21 protein-coding genes, 1 pseudogene and 1 riboswitch are annotated in these 19,343 nt (G+C 46.0%); of the genes and pseudogenes, 14 read left to right on the plus strand and 8 right to left on the minus strand.

Annotated elements, in window-relative coordinates:
- Positions 1 to 83: 83 nt before the first annotated feature.
- Positions 84 to 871, plus strand: a protein-coding gene (locus KE627_RS03940) for an IS5 family transposase (protein ID WP_080487858.1) whose coding sequence is annotated in 2 segments (ribosomal slippage) — positions 84 to 342 and positions 342 to 871 — 789 coding nt in all. Because the reading frame shifts where the segments join, the coding sequence is not laid out codon by codon here.
- A gap of 17 nt (positions 872 to 888) precedes the next feature.
- Here the strand turns inward: KE627_RS03940 and KE627_RS03945 are convergent.
- The 3 genes and pseudogenes from KE627_RS03945 to KE627_RS03955 form a co-directional block, all read right to left on the minus strand.
- The gene (locus KE627_RS03945) at positions 889 to 2,127 is read right to left on the minus strand and encodes an ISL3 family transposase (RefSeq protein WP_056939305.1); all 1,239 of its coding nucleotides are present in this window, start codon (positions 2,125 to 2,127) and stop codon (positions 889 to 891) included.
- Positions 2,128 to 2,262: 135 nt separating this feature from the next.
- Positions 2,263 to 2,436: pseudogene (locus tag KE627_RS03950) on the minus strand (transposase); the annotation flags it as partial.
- 376 nt (positions 2,437 to 2,812) lie between these two features.
- Positions 2,813 to 3,442, minus strand: coding sequence for an LVIS_2131 family protein (locus tag KE627_RS03955; protein ID WP_013728733.1), 630 nt, complete (start codon positions 3,440 to 3,442; stop codon positions 2,813 to 2,815).
- 193 nt (positions 3,443 to 3,635) lie between these two features.
- Between KE627_RS03955 and KE627_RS03960 the strand changes: the two genes are divergently transcribed.
- On the plus strand, positions 3,636 to 4,571 hold the full coding sequence (locus KE627_RS03960) for a linear amide C-N hydrolase (protein WP_013728734.1): 936 nt from the start codon (positions 3,636 to 3,638) through the stop codon (positions 4,569 to 4,571).
- Here the strand turns inward: KE627_RS03960 and KE627_RS03965 are convergent.
- Positions 4,563 to 5,369, minus strand: coding sequence for a Cof-type HAD-IIB family hydrolase (locus tag KE627_RS03965; protein WP_013728735.1), 807 nt, complete (start codon positions 5,367 to 5,369; stop codon positions 4,563 to 4,565). The genes KE627_RS03960 and KE627_RS03965 overlap by 9 nt on opposite strands.
- A 103-nt stretch (positions 5,370 to 5,472) precedes the next feature.
- Positions 5,473 to 5,562, plus strand: a riboswitch (TPP riboswitch).
- Between the two features lie 136 nt (positions 5,563 to 5,698).
- Here KE627_RS03965 and KE627_RS03970 point away from each other — a divergent pair.
- The 5 genes from KE627_RS03970 (at position 5,699) to KE627_RS03990 (ending at position 9,041) form a co-directional block, all read left to right on the plus strand.
- Positions 5,699 to 6,289 (plus strand): ECF transporter S component, encoded by a 591-nt coding sequence (locus tag KE627_RS03970; RefSeq protein ID WP_013728736.1) that lies wholly within the window; start codon positions 5,699 to 5,701, stop codon positions 6,287 to 6,289.
- A 17-nt stretch (positions 6,290 to 6,306) separates the two neighbouring features.
- Positions 6,307 to 7,737 carry an ABC transporter ATP-binding protein gene (locus KE627_RS03975; protein ID WP_013728737.1) on the plus strand — a complete coding sequence of 477 codons (1,431 nt, stop codon included), beginning with the start codon at positions 6,307 to 6,309 and terminating at the stop codon, positions 7,735 to 7,737.
- Complete coding sequence (locus KE627_RS03980) at positions 7,734 to 8,387, plus strand: energy-coupling factor transporter transmembrane component T family protein (protein ID WP_013728738.1); 654 nt, start codon at positions 7,734 to 7,736, stop codon at positions 8,385 to 8,387. The genes KE627_RS03975 and KE627_RS03980 overlap by 4 nt, the downstream gene beginning before the upstream one ends.
- Positions 8,388 to 8,463: 76 nt before the next feature.
- The gene (locus KE627_RS03985) at positions 8,464 to 8,778 is read left to right on the plus strand and encodes a hypothetical protein (RefSeq protein ID WP_013728739.1); all 315 of its coding nucleotides are present in this window, start codon (positions 8,464 to 8,466) and stop codon (positions 8,776 to 8,778) included.
- An 80-nt stretch (positions 8,779 to 8,858) separates the two neighbouring features.
- Positions 8,859 to 9,041 carry an LBP_cg2779 family protein gene (locus KE627_RS03990; protein ID WP_013728740.1) on the plus strand — a complete coding sequence of 61 codons (183 nt, stop codon included), beginning with the start codon at positions 8,859 to 8,861 and terminating at the stop codon, positions 9,039 to 9,041.
- Positions 9,042 to 9,338: 297 nt separating this feature from the next.
- Here the strand turns inward: KE627_RS03990 and KE627_RS03995 are convergent, their stop codons facing one another.
- The 4 genes from KE627_RS03995 to KE627_RS04010 all read right to left on the minus strand — a co-directional run bounded on the left by KE627_RS03995 (position 9,339) and on the right by KE627_RS04010 (position 12,310).
- Positions 9,339 to 9,557, minus strand: a complete 219-nt coding sequence (locus KE627_RS03995) for a zinc ribbon domain-containing protein (protein WP_013728741.1) — start codon at positions 9,555 to 9,557, stop codon at positions 9,339 to 9,341.
- Between the two features lie 5 nt (positions 9,558 to 9,562).
- Entirely contained in the window at positions 9,563 to 9,931 is a 369-nt protein-coding gene (locus KE627_RS04000) for a cell envelope integrity protein TolA (RefSeq protein ID WP_013728742.1), read from the minus strand.
- 9 nt (positions 9,932 to 9,940) lie between these two features.
- A complete protein-coding gene (locus KE627_RS04005) occupies positions 9,941 to 11,104 on the minus strand; it encodes a hypothetical protein (RefSeq protein ID WP_056939147.1) in 1,164 nt (387 codons plus the stop codon).
- A 222-nt stretch (positions 11,105 to 11,326) separates the two neighbouring features.
- Positions 11,327 to 12,310, minus strand: a complete 984-nt coding sequence (locus KE627_RS04010) for an asparaginase (RefSeq protein ID WP_275452918.1) — start codon at positions 12,308 to 12,310, stop codon at positions 11,327 to 11,329.
- A gap of 81 nt (positions 12,311 to 12,391) precedes the next feature.
- Here KE627_RS04010 and KE627_RS04015 point away from each other — a divergent pair, with 81 nt between their 5' ends.
- The 7 genes from KE627_RS04015 (at position 12,392) to KE627_RS04045 (ending at position 19,305) form a co-directional block, all read left to right on the plus strand.
- Positions 12,392 to 12,763 carry a hypothetical protein gene (locus KE627_RS04015; protein WP_013728745.1) on the plus strand — a complete coding sequence of 124 codons (372 nt, stop codon included), beginning with the start codon at positions 12,392 to 12,394 and terminating at the stop codon, positions 12,761 to 12,763.
- Positions 12,764 to 12,960: 197 nt separating this feature from the next.
- Complete coding sequence (locus KE627_RS04020; protein ID WP_013728746.1) at positions 12,961 to 14,049, plus strand: ABC transporter ATP-binding protein; 1,089 nt, start codon at positions 12,961 to 12,963, stop codon at positions 14,047 to 14,049.
- Between the two features lie 12 nt (positions 14,050 to 14,061).
- The gene (locus KE627_RS04025; RefSeq protein WP_013728747.1) at positions 14,062 to 14,874 is read left to right on the plus strand and encodes an ABC transporter permease; all 813 of its coding nucleotides are present in this window, start codon (positions 14,062 to 14,064) and stop codon (positions 14,872 to 14,874) included.
- Positions 14,871 to 15,692 carry an ABC transporter permease gene (locus KE627_RS04030; protein WP_013728748.1) on the plus strand — a complete coding sequence of 274 codons (822 nt, stop codon included), beginning with the start codon at positions 14,871 to 14,873 and terminating at the stop codon, positions 15,690 to 15,692. Before KE627_RS04025 ends, KE627_RS04030 begins: the two co-directional genes overlap by 4 nt.
- Positions 15,689 to 16,759 carry an ABC transporter substrate-binding protein gene (locus tag KE627_RS04035; protein WP_013728749.1) on the plus strand — a complete coding sequence of 357 codons (1,071 nt, stop codon included), beginning with the start codon at positions 15,689 to 15,691 and terminating at the stop codon, positions 16,757 to 16,759. Before KE627_RS04030 ends, KE627_RS04035 begins: the two co-directional genes overlap by 4 nt.
- 69 nt (positions 16,760 to 16,828) lie before the next feature.
- Positions 16,829 to 17,158 carry a hypothetical protein gene (locus tag KE627_RS04040; RefSeq protein WP_013728750.1) on the plus strand — a complete coding sequence of 110 codons (330 nt, stop codon included), beginning with the start codon at positions 16,829 to 16,831 and terminating at the stop codon, positions 17,156 to 17,158.
- A gap of 710 nt (positions 17,159 to 17,868) precedes the next feature.
- Entirely contained in the window at positions 17,869 to 19,305 is a 1,437-nt protein-coding gene (locus tag KE627_RS04045; RefSeq protein ID WP_056939146.1) for an MFS transporter, read from the plus strand.
- The last annotated feature ends 38 nt before the right edge of the window (positions 19,306 to 19,343 follow it).

The raw sequence follows: 19,343 nt of genomic DNA on the forward strand, positions 1-19,343 counted from the left end.
GCATTACACCCGATTACTTCCTTAGAAGCTGTCCAAGATCTATGATTTTTGATATACTTCTATGTAAAAAGCGAGTTTAAGCTATGAAAAATTATCCCAGCAATATTACTCGGCAACAATTTGAATTAATTCGACCAGCTTTAGAAAATTTTCGTAAGCGAACTAAGCCTCGAAAATATGACCTCTACGAGGTCTTCTGTGCGGTCCTATATGTCTTGAAAACCGGTTGCCAATGGCGTCAAGTCCCCGGTGATTTCCCAGAATGGCGGTCAGTTTACAACTATTACAAAATTTGGTCAACTAAAGCTGAGCCTACGGCTGATTCTTTATTGGAACAAGTTTTAAAAAAATTGTCATTGCTCGGCGAACTTACCAAGGACGTTCAGCTTTAACTTCCTTTATTATCGTTGACGCTCAGAGCGTCAAAAACACCGCTACTGCTGAAAACAAAGGTTACGACGCTGGTAAGAAAATCTCGGGGATTAAGCGCCATCTGGCAGTTGATATCAATGGCTTTCCGCAGGCCATTCATATGACGCGAGCGAACGTCTCTGATCGAGACGGGGCCAGTGCCATGATCGCTTTACATGCCATGCATTTACGCCAGGTTCAAAATGTCTTAGTTGATGGTGGTTATTCAGGCGTTAATTTTCAGCTCGATGTAGCCAGTAATTTAAACGCAACCGTGCAGGTTGCGAAGCGCAATGAGTTGCATCGATTCGAAGTCATGCCCCAACGTTGGGTAGTCGAACGATCTTTTAGTTGGCTAGAGAATTGTCGGCGACTTTGGAAAAATTGTGAGCGTCAATTAACCACCAGTCTGCAAATGGTCGTTTTAGCGTTTTTAGCACTATTACTTAAGAGATTTTAGACAGCTTCTTAGAAAGCTTAAGCGATGAGCTGGTAGACCCGGACGAACATATTTGCTTGGTTGGCGAATCCATAACAGGTCCGTTTGAGTTCTTTGATCTTACGGTTGACGCCTTCAATAGGGCCGTTGGAGTATGGCGACTTAGCGGCGTTGATGATCCATGGGAGATTCTTGCGCAAGGTGGCGATGGCAGTGTCCATGACCGAACCTGTTGGCTGATATTCGGTGATTAATCTCTTGAGGACACGAGGATGACCATCCATCAAGGCTTCGTGGACGGCAAGGTAAGTCTCATAGGCAGTTTTGAATATTGGCGATACCGCAGTACCAAGATCGATGGCATTCTGTTGGGGCGAGTATTCATTGAGGCCGAACAAATAGCGAGACTTCTTGGCGTCGGGATGAGCCAAATGGAATAGCCGCCAAAGCGACTTCAACACCTTGTATTCGCGAGACTTCCCATCTAATTGTTTGAGCGTTGTGACGCGAATCTGATCCATTGCGCGTCCGATCATTTGCACGATGTGGAAGCGGTCGATGATAATCTCAGCGTTGGGGAAAAGCTCGTGAACGATGAGCTGATAGGCGGCATTCATGTCCATGACCACACGCTTAACAGCCGCGCGTTGCGCGACATTATATTGATTGATGAAGAACTCCTTGATGTCCTTATTGAGCCGTCCCCCAAGTACTTTGACGGCCTTGTGGGTATCGGCGTCTATACAAATGAAAGACATCGCCGACTTAGTCGAACGGAACTCATCAAAGCACAGATTCTCTGGGAGCTTACGACTGGCGTGAGGATGGATATTGTCGTCAAGTGCCCTTTGAACGGAGTTCGTGGAGATTCCCAGAAGTAGCGCAATGGTTTTTACTGTGAGCGACTTACTGGCAAGTTTTAAGGCGTCTATTGCCAGTTTGTTTCCAATTGAATGGTTCGCTTTGACAACGGGTGTCGTCGCCGTGCAAGTTGTATGACAATTCAAACAGCGCCACCGTTGTTTGTTTAGTTCAAGAACTACAGGTTGATCTGACGGACCCTCAACGTGGATGTGGGTGAGCTTGTGTCCGTTCTTGTGAAGATCAGGGAAACTGCACTGTGGGCAGTGCGTGAGCGTGTACGTGAGTTCGGCGCGGATCACTAGGTATTTCTTGCGACCAGCCCCCTTGCCGTGGAAGTCTTCGCGAACGTCTTGAATATTAATATTTGTATCTGTAATTCCAAGCAATTTGCGTGTACTATCTAATTGAGACATCTATTCCTACCTCGTTTATCTTTTGGTTTGGTCGCTTAAAGCATAACACTGGAGGGAGTAGGTGTTTTTTGTTATCTAAAAAGGCCTAAAACTTCCGGCGTTGACGAACTCTTCAACACCAAAAATTTTAGACCCGAAATCACCGGGGACTTGACGCCATTGGCAACCGGTTTTCAAGACATATAGGACCGCACAGAAGACCTCGTAGAGGTCATATTTTCGAGGCTTAGTTCGCTTACGAAAATTTTCTAAAGCTGGTCGAATTAATTCAAATTGTTGCCGAGTAATATTGCTGGGATAATTTTTCATAGCTTAAACTCGCTTTTTACATAGAAGTATATCAAAAATCATAGATCTTGGACAGCTTCTTAATGCTCGGGATCTCCCGGGGGTGCTGTTATTTTCTTTGGGTGTCCCTGTTATTTTGAGGACGGCGACTAAGCCCAGTTCCCTCCGCTTAAAAAAGATATGGGGTGCAATGCGCAAAGAACGCGCATTACACCCCATATCTTCCTTAATGCTCAGGAACTCCCGGGGGTGCTGTTATTTTCTTTGGTTGTCCCTGCTATTTTGAGGACGGCGACTGACCCCCAGATCCCTCCGCTTAAAAAAGTAATCGGGTGCAATGCGCAAAGTACGCGCATTACACCCGATTACTTCCTTAATGCTCGGGATCTCCCGGGGGTCAGTCGCCCACTACATGCATAAACGACTTATCCGGAATTCTAATTAAACTAAATCGATCGGCCTGCCGGCCAGCATGGAGTCCAATTCCATTGAAGAAATTCTTCTTATACGTCGTCGTGACCGTTGCCACCCACGCGTGCTGGTAACGCGTATCAAGGTGATCCAGGTATTCCTTATTCCACTTGTAAGTTTCTGCTTGGACATTCAGATTACTCTTGCCATACACCACCGTGGCATTCGTGCTGTTCACCAAGTATTTACCGCCATTGACATAATACGTATAGTTTTGAATTGGCTTTCGACCATTGTCATTTCTAACCGTCACGTAGTCCGATTGATCGGAGCGATAACGGATGATCAGTGGTTTATAGGCATAACTGGTGGTTGTCCGGTTCGTGTCCAATTTTTTGACATCTTGGAAAAAGGTCGTGTACGACATCCCCCACAAAAACAGCAGGAAAATTGCCACTTCACTACACGAAATCCAAAAGTTACGCCACGTAAAGCTCTTTTTTTCAGTCACGATCAAGCGAAGCCGACGCGCCCGCATATCGTGAATAATATAAGCAAAGTAACAGATGAGAAGCAGCCAAAGGGCCATCCCAACTAAATTCCAGGCGGATTTCATAATCATTCCCCTTTTTCTTCTTAATTAATTTAAGTTTACACTAGTTTATTGGTGAGTGCGAGTATGAGCAAAGATAAGTTGAATACCATTCTATTGCCCAGCCAGCGATGCTTTGTCATAATTTCCATTCAAAATCGTGTTATATTTAACTTGTATGCGATTCCATCAAAACTAATCAATGAGGTGACTAATCATGTGCACCAGCTTAACCCTAGAAACACTTAATCAACATGTCCTCCTGGCACGGACCATGGACTTCCCCGTCAAAGCGGCTTGGAAACCGGTCCTGATTAACCAGCCAAATTATGTAACCGCTTTATCGGGAACCCGCCCGATCAAATATCCTTACATTGGTGGCGGCCGCACTGAAGAAAATGACAACATCTTGGTTGCAGACGGCGTCAACACCCAAGGCCTGAGCTGTGCCGAGTTGATGTTTCCCCTGAAAGCCCATTATTTGGACAATGAAGTGGATGACAAGCTCAATTTGACCCCTCAGGATTTCTTACCCTGGGTGCTGGGCGAACACGCTTCACTCGAAGAAGTCAAAGCAGACTTGAAGAACATCGCCCTGATTGGCAAATACTGGATGGCCGGCAAAGAGGTCTTTTCATTTCACTGGATTCTGACTGACAAATCAGGTCAGACACTGATCCTGGAGCCAACGGTTGACGGCCTGGAAGTCATTGAGGACTCAATCGGCGTCATGACCAACTCGCCCACTTATCCGGAACATATGGCCCGACTGGAAAAGAAGCTGAAAGTGACCAATCAACAGTCCCTGGCCGCAAAAGCACAACAAATCATCATGAGCCAAGACCTGCCCAAAGCAACCAACACCCCAACCACCAGATTTCTGGTAGCTGCAGTGAACAAACTCGGCACCCAGCCCAGCCGGACCCAGTACGAAGCCAGAAATCGCCTGTTCAACGTTTTAGATGAAGTGGCAATTCCCTACAAGCCGTCAATGGACGACCATCCCAATTTCAACTATACCCATTATATTTCTGTGTTGGATTCAACCGACCAGACTTATTACTTTAGGTATCACGATTCCAGACAGCTGTTGTCCTTCTCGTTAGCTGACCTGGTCGAGGAATATCCCAACACCAGCCGCTTCTTAGCTTAAGTAGTCAGCGATTTTTCGTTGGACACCCTGCTCATTATTGGAATAAGCCGTTACCTGCTCAACTTTTTGAAGCAAATCGGCAGCAGAATTCTTCATGGCGTATCCCTCACCGGCAGCGTTGACCATTTCAAAATCATTGCCGTTATCTCCGAATGCTGCAACATCGTCCAAGGTCAATCCCCAACTTTGCAGGAGCATTTCAATTCCGGTTAGTTTGTCGGTACCGTCAACCATGACGTCCAAGCCGTTCATCCCAGAAGAAATGGCGTTTAACTGGCCGCTGAATTTGTGATTGAATTCATCCTGCCGCTTGAGCACGCCGCCTTCTTCCCAAGTGATGTCGAGCTTATAAATTGAGTCGAAGACCAGCCGCAAATCAGCCATCGACTGCATATTTTCGTAGAAATATTTGGAAGCCTGGAAGCGATCGGAATTCTCGGGTAGGTTGCAGTACGTGCCGTTTCGACCGACTAGGATCACTTCGGCGCCGGCAAAACTGGGTTCACTTAAAATCCAATCCAGGGCTTTCTTCAAGACTAAATGGTCAATGATCTCTTCGTGGATGATCACCCCTCGTTCGTCGATGACTAATGCACCGTTGTTACAAACGTATGAGATCGGGCCGTGGACATTTTTGAACAGTCCCAACAGATGCTGGTATTGGTTACTGCTGGCGGAGATGAAGTGCATCCCCTTATCCCCCAATTGATCCAATTGCTGTTGGAACTGTTGCTCATCAAAAGTTCCCTGATCATTCAAAAATGTTCCGTCCATGTCGCTTGCAATCACTTTCACCACAATGACTCCTCCATTCAAATTTCGATAATTGGTTATACTCTCATTTTAAGGGATTAGTTTGGTTTGTAAATTATTTTTATATCTTGTATACTGAATTTGATCATACAACTATCTGGGGTGCCTTATTGGCTGAGAAAAACCCATCGAACCTGATCTGGACAATTCCAGCGAAGGGAGCATGCTCCGTTGTATTTAGATGGATAAATTGCAATTAGATGAATTTCTGAGGCCAGGGCAAAACGACCAGTTTTGTGCCTGGCCTCTTTGTGTGCTCAGCAATTGGACTTTCAGTGACTTATTTGATCAAAATCATATTTGGAGGTCTTGTTATGGATAACAAGAGTCAAGCAACCGGCGGCAAAAAGCAAAGCCAATGGACGCTTAGAAACATTATTTTAATTGCCTTAATTGCTATTTTTACTGGTATTATTTTTTGGGGAGCCGGCTTTTTATACACCGGATTGACTGTTGCCCTGACCCCATTTGGAATGGCCCCATTTGCCAATGACCTGTTGATGGGCCTGTGGTGCATGGCTGGTCCATTAACCGGATTCATTATTCGCACGTTCGGTTCAGCCTTCTTGGGTGAATTCCTGGGGGCTTCGGTTGAAGTCTTCCTTGGCGGTCAATGGGGCGCAGGCGCCTTTATTTCCGGCTTGGTCCAGGGAATTGCTTCTGAACTCGGTTTCACACTGACCGGCTACAAACGCTATGACTGGTTCGGATTGAATGCGTCAATCTTCACTACGGTTGTTTTGACATTTGCCTGGGACATGATTCGAAATGGTTATGACAAATTCAGTCTGCCACTGCTCTTGGGACTATTCGTCACCCGTTATATTTCAACCTTTATCTTCGCCGGTGTCTTGACCAAGATGATTGTTAAATTATTGGATCGTAGTAAAGCAATTAACTTGTAATTATAGGGGATTTGATCATGACTGATGTTTCAATTAACCATTTCACTTTTCACTATCCACAAAGCGACGTCAAGGTCTTAAACGACATTAATCTGACCTTCAAGAGTCATCATTTCTCACTGCTGTCCGGACCATCCGGCAGCGGCAAGTCCACCCTGCTGTACTTTATTGCCGGCCTATACCCGCATTTTATCGGGATTGATGCAGTCGGTGAGATCAAATTTGGCGACACCAACATCAAGGATATCCCCCGGGAAAAAATCAGCCAGTCAGTGGCGATGATGTTCCAAAATCCCAATCAGCAATTCGCGATGGACACTGTCGTTCACGAAATGACGTTTGTCTTGGAGAACTTGCGGATTGCGCCGGATAAAATGGATAACATCATCAATGACGCCCTGGAATTCTGTGGCATCAAGCGGCTGCGTTCGCGGGTGATCAACACCTTGTCCGGTGGTGAAAAGCAGCGAGTGGCTTTGGCCTGCATCGTTGCCATGGATCCTCAGGTGATCGTGTTGGATGAACCGTTTGCCAGCATTGACCCGGGGTCGAGGGAAGATTTGATTAACAAATTAAAATTACTCCAACAAGAACACGGCAAAACCATTATTTTAGCCGACCATGATTTGACCAGTTATCGGGGCTTGGTGGATGAATTCTACTATTTGGATCCGGATACCCATCAAATCAGCCTTTTGGATGACCAACAAGCTGAACATTTCTTCAAAAACTTCGAATCCACTCAACAGATGCACAAACGAGTTGAGATTCCCACTGGCGATGACCATGCAATTATCAAGCTCAGCGATTTTAAATTGGAGCCGCACGCCTCACTGCTATTGACCCTGAACCACTTTGATTTTTATAAAGAAAAAACCACTTTGATCACCGGCGCCAATGGCATCGGCAAATCCACCCTGTTTAACGCGTTGACCAAACTGCTGCCCTATAAAGGGACCATCGTCTTTGACGGCAAGGATATCCAAAAAATTCGGCCGTTGCCGTATGCGAAGAAAGTGACGCTACTGTTCCAAGATGCCGAAAACCAATTTTTGAACATCACGGTCAAAGAGGAGCTCGATTTGTCACTCGCCAATCGAACGAATACCGACTACACGCAAGCTGACGTTGATGACATGCTCAGCAAGCTTGATATGGCGGGTAAAGACGACCGCATCGTGTATTCGTTAAGTGAAGGTCAGAAGAAGAAGCTGCAAATCATTGAAATGTTGATCATGAATCCGCCGGTATTGTTAATGGACGAACCATTCAAAGGCTTGGATTATCATTCCCTGGAGGTCGTGGTTGGCTTCTTGAATCGGGCCAAAAACGATTTCCATCAAACCCAGATTATCATTTCGCATCAGCTGTCCGGATTGGATACCCTGATTGATTATCACGCCGCCTTTGAAGACCAAAATCTGACTTACCAGGAGGTTATCAAATGAATCCTGGAATGAAATTATTATTGGTGATGCTGATTGCGTTGGAAATTTCGTTTACCCAAAGCTTGATTGTCAACATCATCCTGATCACCATCAGCTTTTTATATATTCTCACCCAACACGTCAGTATGAAGGCCTTGTTTGGGATCATCTTTTGGCCACTATTTCCTGCCGTTGGTCTATTCGTTTCTCAATGGCTGTACGGAAGTGCCGGCATCCATTTTGCCTGGATTCTGTTTACCCGGATCTATGCCTATGTATTCCTGGGGGCAACCTTCACGTTGACCAGCAGCATCACCGACCTGTCGTTGACCTTGGAGCAGGATTTTCATCTGCCCTCCAAATTTGCCTATGGCGTTTTGGCCGCATTTAACTTAATGCCTAAAATTGCCGAGGAAGTTCGCATTATCAAGACTTCGGCATTAATGCGCGGCGAGGCGCTGCATTTCTGGTCACCGAAGCTGTACTTTAAATCAATTCTCTCGTCAATCCAATGGTCACAGAACTTGGCAGAAGCCATGACGTCCCATGGGTTTGTCGAGGATTATGAACGGACCCACTACAAGGTCATTCGCATCACGGCAATTGATTGGGCACTGTTTGTTGTCCTGCTGGCCGCCGTTCAAGTTTTGCTATTCTTTATCAAATACTAAACGCCAATATTCCAACATTTCCTTTTTTGACTTATAATTATGTAAGAGAAAGATATATTGGAAGAAGGCGTTTTTTATGCGGGCAAATCAATTTGCATTTGCGTTTGGAATTTTTGCGTTAATCGTTGGAATTATTGTTGATATTTATGGGTTGGTCACCCAATTTGGCTCGCTGGACAGCGCCCAGGTGGTATTGATCGGGTCAATCATTTTGGCAATCGGCCTGGCATTCTTGTCCCTGCCGAACCGCTGGGAGCGATATGCCGGCCAGTTGGTCGTTGGCCTTGGTTTACTGTACTATTTTTACATTCAAACCAACAAATGGTGGGTGGCAGTCATCATCGCCATTATCGCCATGGCCCTAATGGAATATGGACTGAAACATCGTTAAAATGTGTCAAAATTTCAATTATTGGTATAATAGATTTATAGAGCAAGTTGGATCACGAATTTTGATGGAGGAGAATGACGATGGCAGAAAAATTTAGTACCTTAGCGGAAGAAATTATTAATTATCAAAAGAAGAACGATATGCCCGACACAGCGTTAGCATTTAACCTGCACATATCCGTTGAACGCCTCCACAATATCAAATCAATGGAATCGGACCCCACACCGGACGAGAAGAGAACGATTGAGCAGTTTGTCAGATAGAGCGCGACGAGCAACGGGTGAGGCGGTTTCTAAGGGTATTTTGATTGAAGTCCCTGGGTTTGGGACTTTAATTAAAGTGCACTTAGAAGTTAGCCTCAGTTGCGTCGGAGCGTATTTTGAAAGCCGAAGGATCCTCAGAATAACATAAGCGCACCAGAGCGCGACGAGACCCGGTTAGGGCCCTGAACATAAGTGTATTTTACAAGAGGAAGAGAGACCCAAAAATCCCGACAACCGTTCCCCCGAGAAACAAAACAAACCACAAACGAAAAGGACCGAAGCAGACTCGCTTCGATCCTATTTTTGATGCTTCTCATTCTTCTCGGCCCGATACCGGCTCATCCCTTCTTTATAAGGATTGCCAAACAACCGGCTCAATCCCGTCCACCAGGAATTGGTACTTGCCGGTTGATTCTCATCGACTGGCAACTTCTTGCCACAGTTCGGACAGACAACGTCATCCGGCTTCAACTTCGCCCCACAATACGGACAAAATGAAAATTTTTGCTTTGCCATCTTGCTTACCTCGATTGCTGTTGGCCTTTGTTGCGATTGGCATTGCGCTGACGCCGTTTTTCGGCTTCGGCTTGTTCCTTGGCAGCTCCAGCTTGGCGAATTTGTTCTTCACGTTGCTTTTTAGCTTTATCTTCGGCAATAATTTGGTTGTGCATTACGTTCATCCGGTGCGACAGAAAGTTCCAGCCGCCGATTAAAAACAGCGCACCAACCACTGAGTACGGAAATGTCCACCATGGAAAGTAACTACCATTTTTGAAAACCATTGGGCCAAGAAAATTATAGAGTGCCATCAATATTGCGACCATCAAAGTCACCTGCAGGGTATTGACCAGCCACTTGGGCATCTTAAATCCTTTTTTCTTTGCCACCATGCATCCCCCCTAATCAATTTCATTTTCAGTCAGAAAGGCCTTGAAATAATCAAAGGCCATCTCGCGAATATTCTCGATGCCAATTTGTCGGGTTGGCAAATCACCATCGTCATCGACGTCTAGCAATTCCACATTCAAAACTCCCGTTTGCAGATCGATTGAGGTTGGATACCCAGCAAAATTGTCCTCATCGGCAGTCTCAAAACGAATCACTTTTTGGTATTGAATCGATTGGGTGATGATATGAATCAAGATGTTGTCCGCGTTATCAAATGCCCGATCAGAATTCAAAACCGGCAACGCAAAATGCTTGTTGTGTTTATTTTCAATCACGAATTTATCGATCACCCGTAAATAATCCGAGTCCGTAATAATTCTACCAATATCATCGTAACGAATCCAGACGTAACCGCCAAATCGGCCGTTCATATCGACAACCATCATGACAAATTCTTTTTCGTTGCTGGAAATAATCTTGCCAACGTAAAAATACTTCCGGTTATCATTGGTGTCAATCACGACCCAATCCCCGCTATTACGCAGTTGTTCAATCTGATCACGAAAGACACTTGGATCATCAATGATCTCATTTTCCACATGATTTTCCGGTTTAATCATATCCAAAACATTTTGCAGCAGCTGTAGTTCAGTCCCACCAAACTCAATACCACGAATATCATCAAATCGAATGTTGAACACCGACTGCTTTGAGAAATCAAACTTATTAATGTTAGTAAAGACCATTCCGTCGTCTTGAAGGTCCGAAATGAGCCCTTCGTTATATTTCAGCTTGCCTGCCTGTGCGGTAATCACCAGACCGACTTTTTGATCATCGTGCAATGTCTGAATGACCCGGTCGAACAACGAGTCGCTCATCTTGATTGGTAAATCAAAAGAGGGCTGGGAATTGAGGTGGTGCTTCTCGTCAAACTCAATTCGATCCTGCATGTTTGCCAAGTCGTAACTGTCGGTATCAATGGATTTAACTGAAGAAATCTTCAAATAAACTTCACCATCCTGAATGCCGTAATCGTTGTAGGTCAACATGATGAAATCTTTATCGCTTAAAAACTGAATGACACCGGTGTAAACGATATCGGAGTCATTTTGAAAAGCGTTAATCAGCTGCTCGTCGATTTGGGCGGTGCGCAGCTTGTCGTAGAGGGTTTTCATGGTGTCACTTCTTTCTTGGTTGGGTTGGTTGTTTGTGGTGCTGATTTGTGGTGCTTGCTTGTGGTCGATTAAGGTTCAAGCTTTAATTTTCTCTAGTGGAAATGTGCTCCGACGACCCTGGTCCCTACTGCGTAAGTCAAAAATTTCAACGATGAACAAAGACCGTTCATCATTAAAATTTTTGACTTACACTCCGGGACCACCCAGGTCTCGTCGCGCACTCTACGAAATTGCATTCCCCATAAATTCCCTAAGTTCATCACCCGACATATTATCACTCAATCCAACTAAAAGCTTGATTCTTGCTTTCTGGCCGTTCAATCCTTGGCAGAGAATCGTTCCCATCTTCATTAATTGGATGCCGCCGCCCTCATAATCATAGATATCCTGGGCGACGCCGTTATAACATCTTGAGACCAAGACAATTGGGATATGGTTATCCAATAATCGTTGGATCGCCGGTAAAGTTTGGGGTGGGACATTTCCCGCTCCCAATCCTTCCAGCACCAATCCCTTGGTGTTGTCGTTGTTGATGGCGTCAAACAACGTGCCGTCCATTCCCGCATACGCCTTAATCAGATAGACGCCTTCGACCACCTGGTTGATGTCACACACTTCGGTTTGAATTAATTCCTGGAAGTATTTTGCCTTGTTTTGCGTTACAATGCCAATTGGTCCAAAAGTCGGCGTTCTAAACGTCGCCACATTGGTCGTATGCGTCTTGGTCACGTATCTGGCCGTGTGAATCTCATCGTTCATCACCACCACGACCCCTTTGCCGTAGGATTCATCGGTTGCGGCGACCAGGATGGCATTTCTAAAATTGTACAACCCATCCGAGCCAATTTCATTAGATGATCGCATGGCACCTGTTACGACAACCGGAATTGTGTTGGGCAGCGTCAGATCCAAGAAGTAGGCGGTTTCTTCCAACGTATCAGTACCGTGGGTAATCACCACGCCGTCGACACCGTCATCAATCGCCTTCATAATACGCTGCTTAATTTTTAACATCACCTCAGGAGTTACGTGAGGGGATGGCAGGTTAAACATTTCATCAGTAATTAAGTTAATCTGACCCTTTAAGATCACTTGTTCTTCAGCAATCGGGTTCTCATCATTGGGGACAACTTCGCCCTTTTCGTTTTGAGACATCGAAATTGTGCCGCCAGTATGAATCGCAAGAATTGTTTTCATCAATTTCATCCTCCATCAACCTGTTAATCTATACCATTGTACCGTAAAATGGAACATGAATAACTATCAATCAAGAAAGAAGTCTCAGATATGCCAAATTCCGACCGCTACTACACGCCGCAAAATTCGAAAGATGCGATGCGCCAGATCGAAAAACTATTTAACAAGTATAAGGACGCCCCACTCACCCAAGAACTCGTCGACTACCATCAGAATTTGGTGAACCGCTTAAAGACTGACATTCTGGCGGCTGCCAAGCAGGAAAACGTTCCCGCCCGAATTGAGTCAATCAACACGATGATCGCCGCCATGGAGCGTTGGTTAAAGGTCCGCTTGGCCGGCAATCCCTATAACGGCAAGATGAAGAACTTTAAATTTGTCAGTGATGAATCACTGCCTAAGTTCAAGCGCCACGTCCACAAGATGAATGGCGGATCGACCCACCGTTCTTCAAGACATTAGCAGTTTCTCTTTGTAATCACGACTATTACATTGCAGAAACGTGGGAATTGAAGCAGTTTCCGGCCATATAAGCAAAAAAGCCAAATATCCCGGCCCGGGATATCCGACTTTCTTGCTTATATTCTGGAAACTAACCGCTTCATTTCCCACTCTCAATCGTTATAATTAATTTATCAATCATATTAGGGGGAAGACCGTTGAGCAAAACCATTGTTGAATTAAAGAACGTCTACAAAAAGTACGACGACGGCTTTACAGCTCTCAAAAATATTAGTTTCAAATTACAGGAAGGCGAATTCTACACCCTTCTTGGCCCCTCCGGCTGTGGGAAGACAACCATCCTCCAATCAATCGCCGGCTTTACAGAAGTCACATCCGGGCAAGTGCTGTTTGACGGCAAAGAAATTAACGATATTCCTGCCAACAAACGCCAGCTCAATACCGTTTTTCAAGACTACGCCCTATTTCCAAACATGAATGTATTTGACAACGTTGCTTTCGGCCTAGTCGTTCATAACGCCAAAAAAGACGAAATTCAAACCCGGGTGCACGACGCGCTCAAAATGGTTCAGCTTGAACAGTACGCCACTCGGGAAATCAGCGAACTATCAGGCGGCCAGCAACAGCGAATTGCGATTGCCAGAGCGATTGTTAATCGACCAAAGGTATTGTTACTCGACGAGCCGTTATCGGCCTTAGACGCCAAATTACGCAAGGATATGCAGTATGAATTGCGTGAGCTTCAGCAAAATCTTGGCATTACCTTTTTATTTGTCACTCACGACCAGGAAGAAGCCCTGGCAATGAGCGATGAAATCTTTGTCATGAACAAGGGCGCAATCCTCCAGAAAGGTTCACCGGTCGATATTTACGACGAGCCAATCAACCACTTTGTCGCTGACTTTATCGGCGAAAGCAATATCATTCCCGGTAAAATGGTGGCCGATTACCAAGTCGCCTTTTTAGGGCATCAATTTGAATGTGCCGACGCTGGCATGCGGCCCAACGAACCGGTGGAAGTCGTGATCCGTCCGGAAGACCTGGTCATCACTACGCCGGAAAAAGGCAAGTTGCAGGTCAAGGTCGACACTCAGTTATTCCGTGGTGACTACTACGAAATTCTTGCCTATGATGAGGCCGGCAACGAATGGCTGATCCATTCCACCAATGCCAGCACGGATGATGCGATTATCGGCTTGGCGTTTGGCCCAGATGATATGCATATCATGCGTTATAACGAAACTGAAGCCAAGTTCAATCACCGGCTTGAAAGTTATGAAGAGTAGGGGGGGCGGAACATGAAGCGAAATTATCGGGGGCTTTTTTTCACGCCTTATATTTTGTGGCTGGCAATGTTTGTCATCGCGCCAGTTGCCCTAATCATCTATTATTCCTTTTTTAATATTCACAATCATTTCACTTTCGCGAACTACCAGGAGTTCTTCTCGTCAGGAACGTATTTGACGATGACGGCCAATTCGGTTCTCTATGCCTTTTTGATTACCCTGTTCGCAATCTTGATCAGTTATCCAATGGCGCTGGTGATCAGCAAATTAAAGCACCGCGACTTGTGGATTCTGTTGGTGATTTTGCCAACGTGGATTAACCTATTACTGAAGGCCTATGCATTTATTGGCCTCCTCAGCCACGATGGCTTAGTGAATGATTTGTTCCAATTCTTTGGCATCCCTGCCCAGCACATGCTGTTCACTGACGCCAGCTTCATTCTGGTCGCCGCCTATATTCAAATTCCGTTTATGATCCTGCCAATCTATAACTCGTTGACCGATATCAGCGATTCCTACATCCGCGCCAGCCGCGATTTGGGCGCCACCAAATGGCAGACACTGACCAAAGTTATCATTCCTATGACCATGCCGGGAATTAAGTCCGGTATCCAAATTGTTTTCATTCCATCGCTGTCACTCTTCATGCTGTCCCGATTAATCGGTGGTAACAAGGTCATCACCTTAGGAACGGCGGTTGAGGAACACTTCTTGACGACGATGAACTGGGGAATGGGTTCCACGATCGGCGTGGTCCTCATTATCTCGATGGTCATCGTGATGCTGTTGACCAACACCAAGCGTAAAAGGAGGCGGACATCGTGAACGATAAGGCTTCCAGAACCGGTAAAATTTATATCACCATTGTCTTTTTGCTATTGTATATTCCAATCGTCTATTTAATTCTGTACTCATTCAGTAAGGGCACTACCATGACCAATTTCCAGGGCTTTTCGCTGAAACACTATGGTGAATTGTTTAACGATAAACGGATGCTGGCAATCTTCTTGAACACGATCCTGATTGCTCTGCTGTCTTCGGTCTGCTCGACGATTATCGGCACCATGGGGGCACTGGCCGTCCATAATGCCAAACGGCGCCACGAAAGAGAAACCCTCCTATCACTAAACAGTATCCTGTTGGTATCACCAGATGTTATCATTGGTGCCAGCTTCTTGATCTTCTTTACCGCCCTCAAGCTGCCGCTGGGATTCTGGTCAGTGCTGCTAAGCCACATTGCCTTTGAAATTCCAATTGTCCTACTGCTGGTTTTGCCAAGGTTGGACGAAATGAGCCCGTCGATGACCAATGCCGCGATGGATCTTGGCGCCAGCCCGGCCCAAATTTTAAGTAAAATCGTCCTGCCTTACATTCAACCGGGGATTATTGCCGGCTTCTTCATGACAATCACCTATTCGTTGGATGACTTCGCGGTCACCTTCTTCGTAACGGGAAATGGCTTCACCACCCTGTCTGTGGAAATCTATTCAAGAGCCCGCCAAGGTATCAGTTTGGAAATCAACGCGTTGGCTGGTATCATGTTCATCTTCTCGCTCATCTTAGTTGGCGTGTACTATTGGATTGAGACCAGAAACACTGCCTCGACTGGTAAGAAACCAATTGTGGAGGTGACTGACCGATGAAAAAATTTCTCGCAGCATTGATTGCCATTCTGGCGTTGTGCGCCGGCTTGGCTTATGGCAGTAATCAGCTCACCAAATCAACCGGGGATACCGGCAATAAGGTCCTTAACCTCTACAATTGGGGCGATTACATCGATCCCAGCCTTTTGACCAAATTTCAAAAGGAAACCGGCTACCACGTCAACGTCGAAACCTTCGACAGCAACGAAGCGATGTACACCAAAATCAAGCAAGGTGGGACCAGCTATGATCTCACCGTTCCAAGTGAGTATATGGTTGAAAAAATGAAGGCCGATCACATGCTGATTCCACTGGACAAATCACGTCTGGTTGGCATGAATCATTATGGCCGCTCATTTCTCAACAAATCCTTTGACCCGCAGAACAAATACTCCATCCCCTACTTTTGGGGAACACTGGGGATTATTTATAACGATCAATATGTCAAACCGGGATCCTTGGAGCATTGGAACCAGCTTTGGAGTAAGAAATACCGGAATGATATTATGTTGATTGATTCAGCGCGGGATATTCTGGGTTTTTCCCTCATCTCGATGGGTCAATCAGTCAACACAACCAATTCAGCTGAACTGATCAAGGCCAAGGACAAACTCAATCGTTTGTCACCCAACGTCAAAGCAGTGGTGGCCGATGAAATTAAAATGTATATGGCAGAAGGTGAGGCACCGGTGGCCGTTGACTGGTCCGGTGAAGCATCGGAAATGATGTCCCAGAATTCGCATCTGCACTACGTCGTCCCCACCGAAGGGAGTAACATGTGGTTCGACAATTTGGTGATTCCAAAGACGGCTAAACATTTCAAGGCAATTTACGCCTTCCTGAACTTTATGAACAAACCGGAAAATGCCGCCCAAAACGCCGAGTATATCGGTTATTCAACACCAAACATGTCGGCTTTTAAACTGCTGCCAAAGGCCACCCGCGACGATAAACAGTTCTACCCAACCCAAAATGTGATTGACCGACTGCAGGTCTACAGTAACTTGAGTCCGCAGAAAGTCCAAGAATATAACGATTTGTATTTGGAATTCAAGATGCACCATTAACCCGGATTAAATTCTTAATTGGTCTTTGACCGCCAAATGCATTAAACTGATAACGAGGTGAAAATAATAATGGCAAAGAAAAACATGCGACAAGAAATCATCATTGATATGGACGAATTTATCGTCACATACGCAGCAACCCTCTTGGATCCGAACCAGAACCTTTCCGAGTTGGTGTATAACACAGCAAAAGAAGATATTACAAAGTGGGACGACTTATTCCACGACCAAGGATTTGGCCGCAAAAATAAATTTATCAACATCGGCCGAGGCTACTTAAGAGATGCCCAAAACTTGGACGCTGAAGAGGCGGAAAAGCAAGGCGACCAGTTAGCCCAAGAAGCCATCGATTACTTGGGAAAGCACACGGACTTTTTCGAGAAGTGGAGAACAGACTAGAGCGCGACAGAGCGCGACGAGACCCGGTTAGGGCCCAGAACATAAGCGAAGAATACCAATGATGAACGGTCTTTGTTCATCGTTGGTATTCTTTGTTTATGTGGCCGGGCCCTGGGTCGTCGGAGCGTATTTCAAAGGCCGAAGGGACTTCGAAAGAACATAACAAACGCGACAGAGCGCGACAAGACCCGGGTTGACCCCACCAAGTAGGCTAGGCCGTTTTCATCCGGCCGTCGGAACATTAGCGAAAACATCCAATGATGAACGGTCTTTGTTCATCGTTGGATGTTTTTGTTTATGTGGCCGGGCCCTGGGTCGTCGGAGCGTATTTTAAAAGCCGAAGGGAGCGCAAAAGAACATAACAAACGCGACAGAGCGCGACAAGACCCGGTTAGGGCCCACCAAGTAGGCTAGGCCGTTTTCATCCGGCCGTCGGAACATTAGCGAAAACATCCAATGATGAACGGTTTATGTTCATCGTTGGATGCTTTTGTTTATGTGGCCGGGGTCAGGGTCGCCGGAACGTATTTTAAAAGCCGAAGGGAGCGCAAAATGACCTAACAAACGGGCCCCACGTTCCCAAACATAAAGAGTAAGAAACCCATTGCACCCCAAAAGAACGCCCACAAGCTTTTTCCACCAAAACTTCCCAACTTTGCGTCATAATAGACCTAATCAAAATATGAGAATTCTGGGGGGAAGGGCTCAAAATGAATCACACACCTGCACAATCAACGACACAAAAAAATGGTTGGTGGATTTTGGTTTCCATCGGCATGTTTGCATTCATGTCGAACCTGGATTCCAGCATCGTCAACATTGCCATGCCCATCATGGCCAAACAGTTGCATGTCCCGATGAATCAAATTGAATGGGTGGTTTCGTCATACCTGATCGTCTTAACTGCACTCTTGCTATTTTTCGGTAAACTCGGCGATATCTATGGCAAAATCAAAGTCTTTCGAATCGGAACAGTCGTCTTCTTGCTTGGGTCATTTCTGTCTGGCCTGCAAATCAATTTTCCGTTCCTGCTGGTCGGTCGCTTTATTCAGGGAACCGGAGCAGCGATGACTTTATCCAACACTTACGGCATCACCACGTCCACCTTTGGTATTAAGGAACGTGGCCGGGCAATGGGCTTTGTTGGAACCTTCGTGGCTTTGGGGGCAATCGCCGGGCCCGGACTTGGTGGCCTGATTCTTTCAAGGTTATCTTGGGGCTACATTTTCTGGGTTAACCTCCCCATTGGCATTGTTGCCGTCATTCTGGGCGCCATTGTCATGCCCAAGGCTTATCAAACGGTGCCGGGAACCATCGATTGGCTAGGTTTCATCAATTTCTCACTGATGATTATCGGCTTGTTCCTCGGTGTCTTCATCGGCCAAGAAATTGGCTATGGGTCGCCAATTGCACTGGCATTATTTGCCTTAGGGCTCATCACCATGTGGGGCTTTTTCCACGCCGAAAAACGGGCCAAGAATCCATTGATGCCGCTGTCTTTGTTTAAAATCAAGCCATTCACCTATGGCCTCGGGGCCGCTGTTTTGATCTTTCTTTCCAATTTCTTCACTGTAATCATCGTGCCGTTTTACCTGGAAGATGCTCGGCACTTGTCAGCTGGCGAAGCCGGCGCATTGCTGATCATTTTCCCGGTCGTCATGGTGTTTGCCGGCCCGTTTGGCGGTTGGTTGGCTGATCACTTCTCGCCAGCCGCAACTGCCACCGGTGGTCTGTTGATCGTCGCTGTCGCCCAAGCCATGTATTTCTTCTTAACCCTAACCAGCCCAATGTGGGTCTACGTCGTCATCACGATCATTATGGCTTTTGGCACCGGCTTGTTTCAGTCGCCCAACAGCGATATCGTCATGTCGGTGGTCCCAAAGGATTCATTGGGAAGTGCCGGGAGTTTGAACGCCCTGGCACGGAATGTTGGCATGATCTCTGGTACTGCCTTATCAACCAGTGCCCTATTTATCGCCATGAGTGTCAAAGCCGGATTCCATGTCACCAACTATTTACCAAACCAGCCGGAAGTCTTTATTTTCGGCATGCACGTTGCCTTTGCGGTTTCACTGGTGATTATCCTTGGCGCTTGGGTGCTGTCAATCATGCAAGGCCGAACCGTCAAACCTGGTGATTTGAAATAACCATTTGGTCAGTTGAAAGATCCCTTGATTTTGCCGGT

The sequence above is a fragment of the Lentilactobacillus buchneri genome (assembly GCF_018314255.1).
GTDB classification, from domain to species: domain Bacteria; phylum Bacillota; class Bacilli; order Lactobacillales; family Lactobacillaceae; genus Lentilactobacillus; species Lentilactobacillus buchneri.

Bases quoted from the DNA above. Each gene is read 5' to 3' on its own strand.
- KE627_RS04045 (WP_056939146.1), top strand. From the start codon at position 17,869: ATGAATCACACACCTGCACAATCAACGACACAAAAAAATGGTTGGTGG.
- KE627_RS04035 (WP_013728749.1), top strand. From the start codon at position 15,689: ATGAAAAAATTTCTCGCAGCATTGATTGCCATTCTGGCGTTGTGCGCC.
- KE627_RS03980 (WP_013728738.1), top strand. From the start codon at position 7,734: ATGAATCCTGGAATGAAATTATTATTGGTGATGCTGATTGCGTTGGAA.
- KE627_RS04010 (WP_275452918.1), bottom strand. From the start codon at position 12,310: ATGAAATTGATGAAAACAATTCTTGCGATTCATACTGGCGGCACAATT.
- KE627_RS03995 (WP_013728741.1), bottom strand. From the start codon at position 9,557: ATGGCAAAGCAAAAATTTTCATTTTGTCCGTATTGTGGGGCGAAGTTG.
- KE627_RS04000 (WP_013728742.1), bottom strand. From the start codon at position 9,931: ATGGTGGCAAAGAAAAAAGGATTTAAGATGCCCAAGTGGCTGGTCAAT.
- KE627_RS04005 (WP_056939147.1), bottom strand. From the start codon at position 11,104: ATGAAAACCCTCTACGACAAGCTGCGCACCGCCCAAATCGACGAGCAG.
- KE627_RS03975 (WP_013728737.1), top strand. From the start codon at position 6,307: ATGACTGATGTTTCAATTAACCATTTCACTTTTCACTATCCACAAAGC.
- KE627_RS03960 (WP_013728734.1), top strand. From the start codon at position 3,636: ATGTGCACCAGCTTAACCCTAGAAACACTTAATCAACATGTCCTCCTG.
- KE627_RS03985 (WP_013728739.1), top strand. From the start codon at position 8,464: ATGCGGGCAAATCAATTTGCATTTGCGTTTGGAATTTTTGCGTTAATC.
- KE627_RS03945 (WP_056939305.1), bottom strand. From the start codon at position 2,127: ATGTCTCAATTAGATAGTACACGCAAATTGCTTGGAATTACAGATACA.
- KE627_RS03955 (WP_013728733.1), bottom strand. From the start codon at position 3,442: ATGAAATCCGCCTGGAATTTAGTTGGGATGGCCCTTTGGCTGCTTCTC.
- KE627_RS03990 (WP_013728740.1), top strand. From the start codon at position 8,859: ATGGCAGAAAAATTTAGTACCTTAGCGGAAGAAATTATTAATTATCAA.
- KE627_RS04040 (WP_013728750.1), top strand. From the start codon at position 16,829: ATGGCAAAGAAAAACATGCGACAAGAAATCATCATTGATATGGACGAA.
- KE627_RS04015 (WP_013728745.1), top strand. From the start codon at position 12,392: ATGCCAAATTCCGACCGCTACTACACGCCGCAAAATTCGAAAGATGCG.
- KE627_RS04025 (WP_013728747.1), top strand. From the start codon at position 14,062: ATGAAGCGAAATTATCGGGGGCTTTTTTTCACGCCTTATATTTTGTGG.
- KE627_RS03970 (WP_013728736.1), top strand. From the start codon at position 5,699: ATGGATAACAAGAGTCAAGCAACCGGCGGCAAAAAGCAAAGCCAATGG.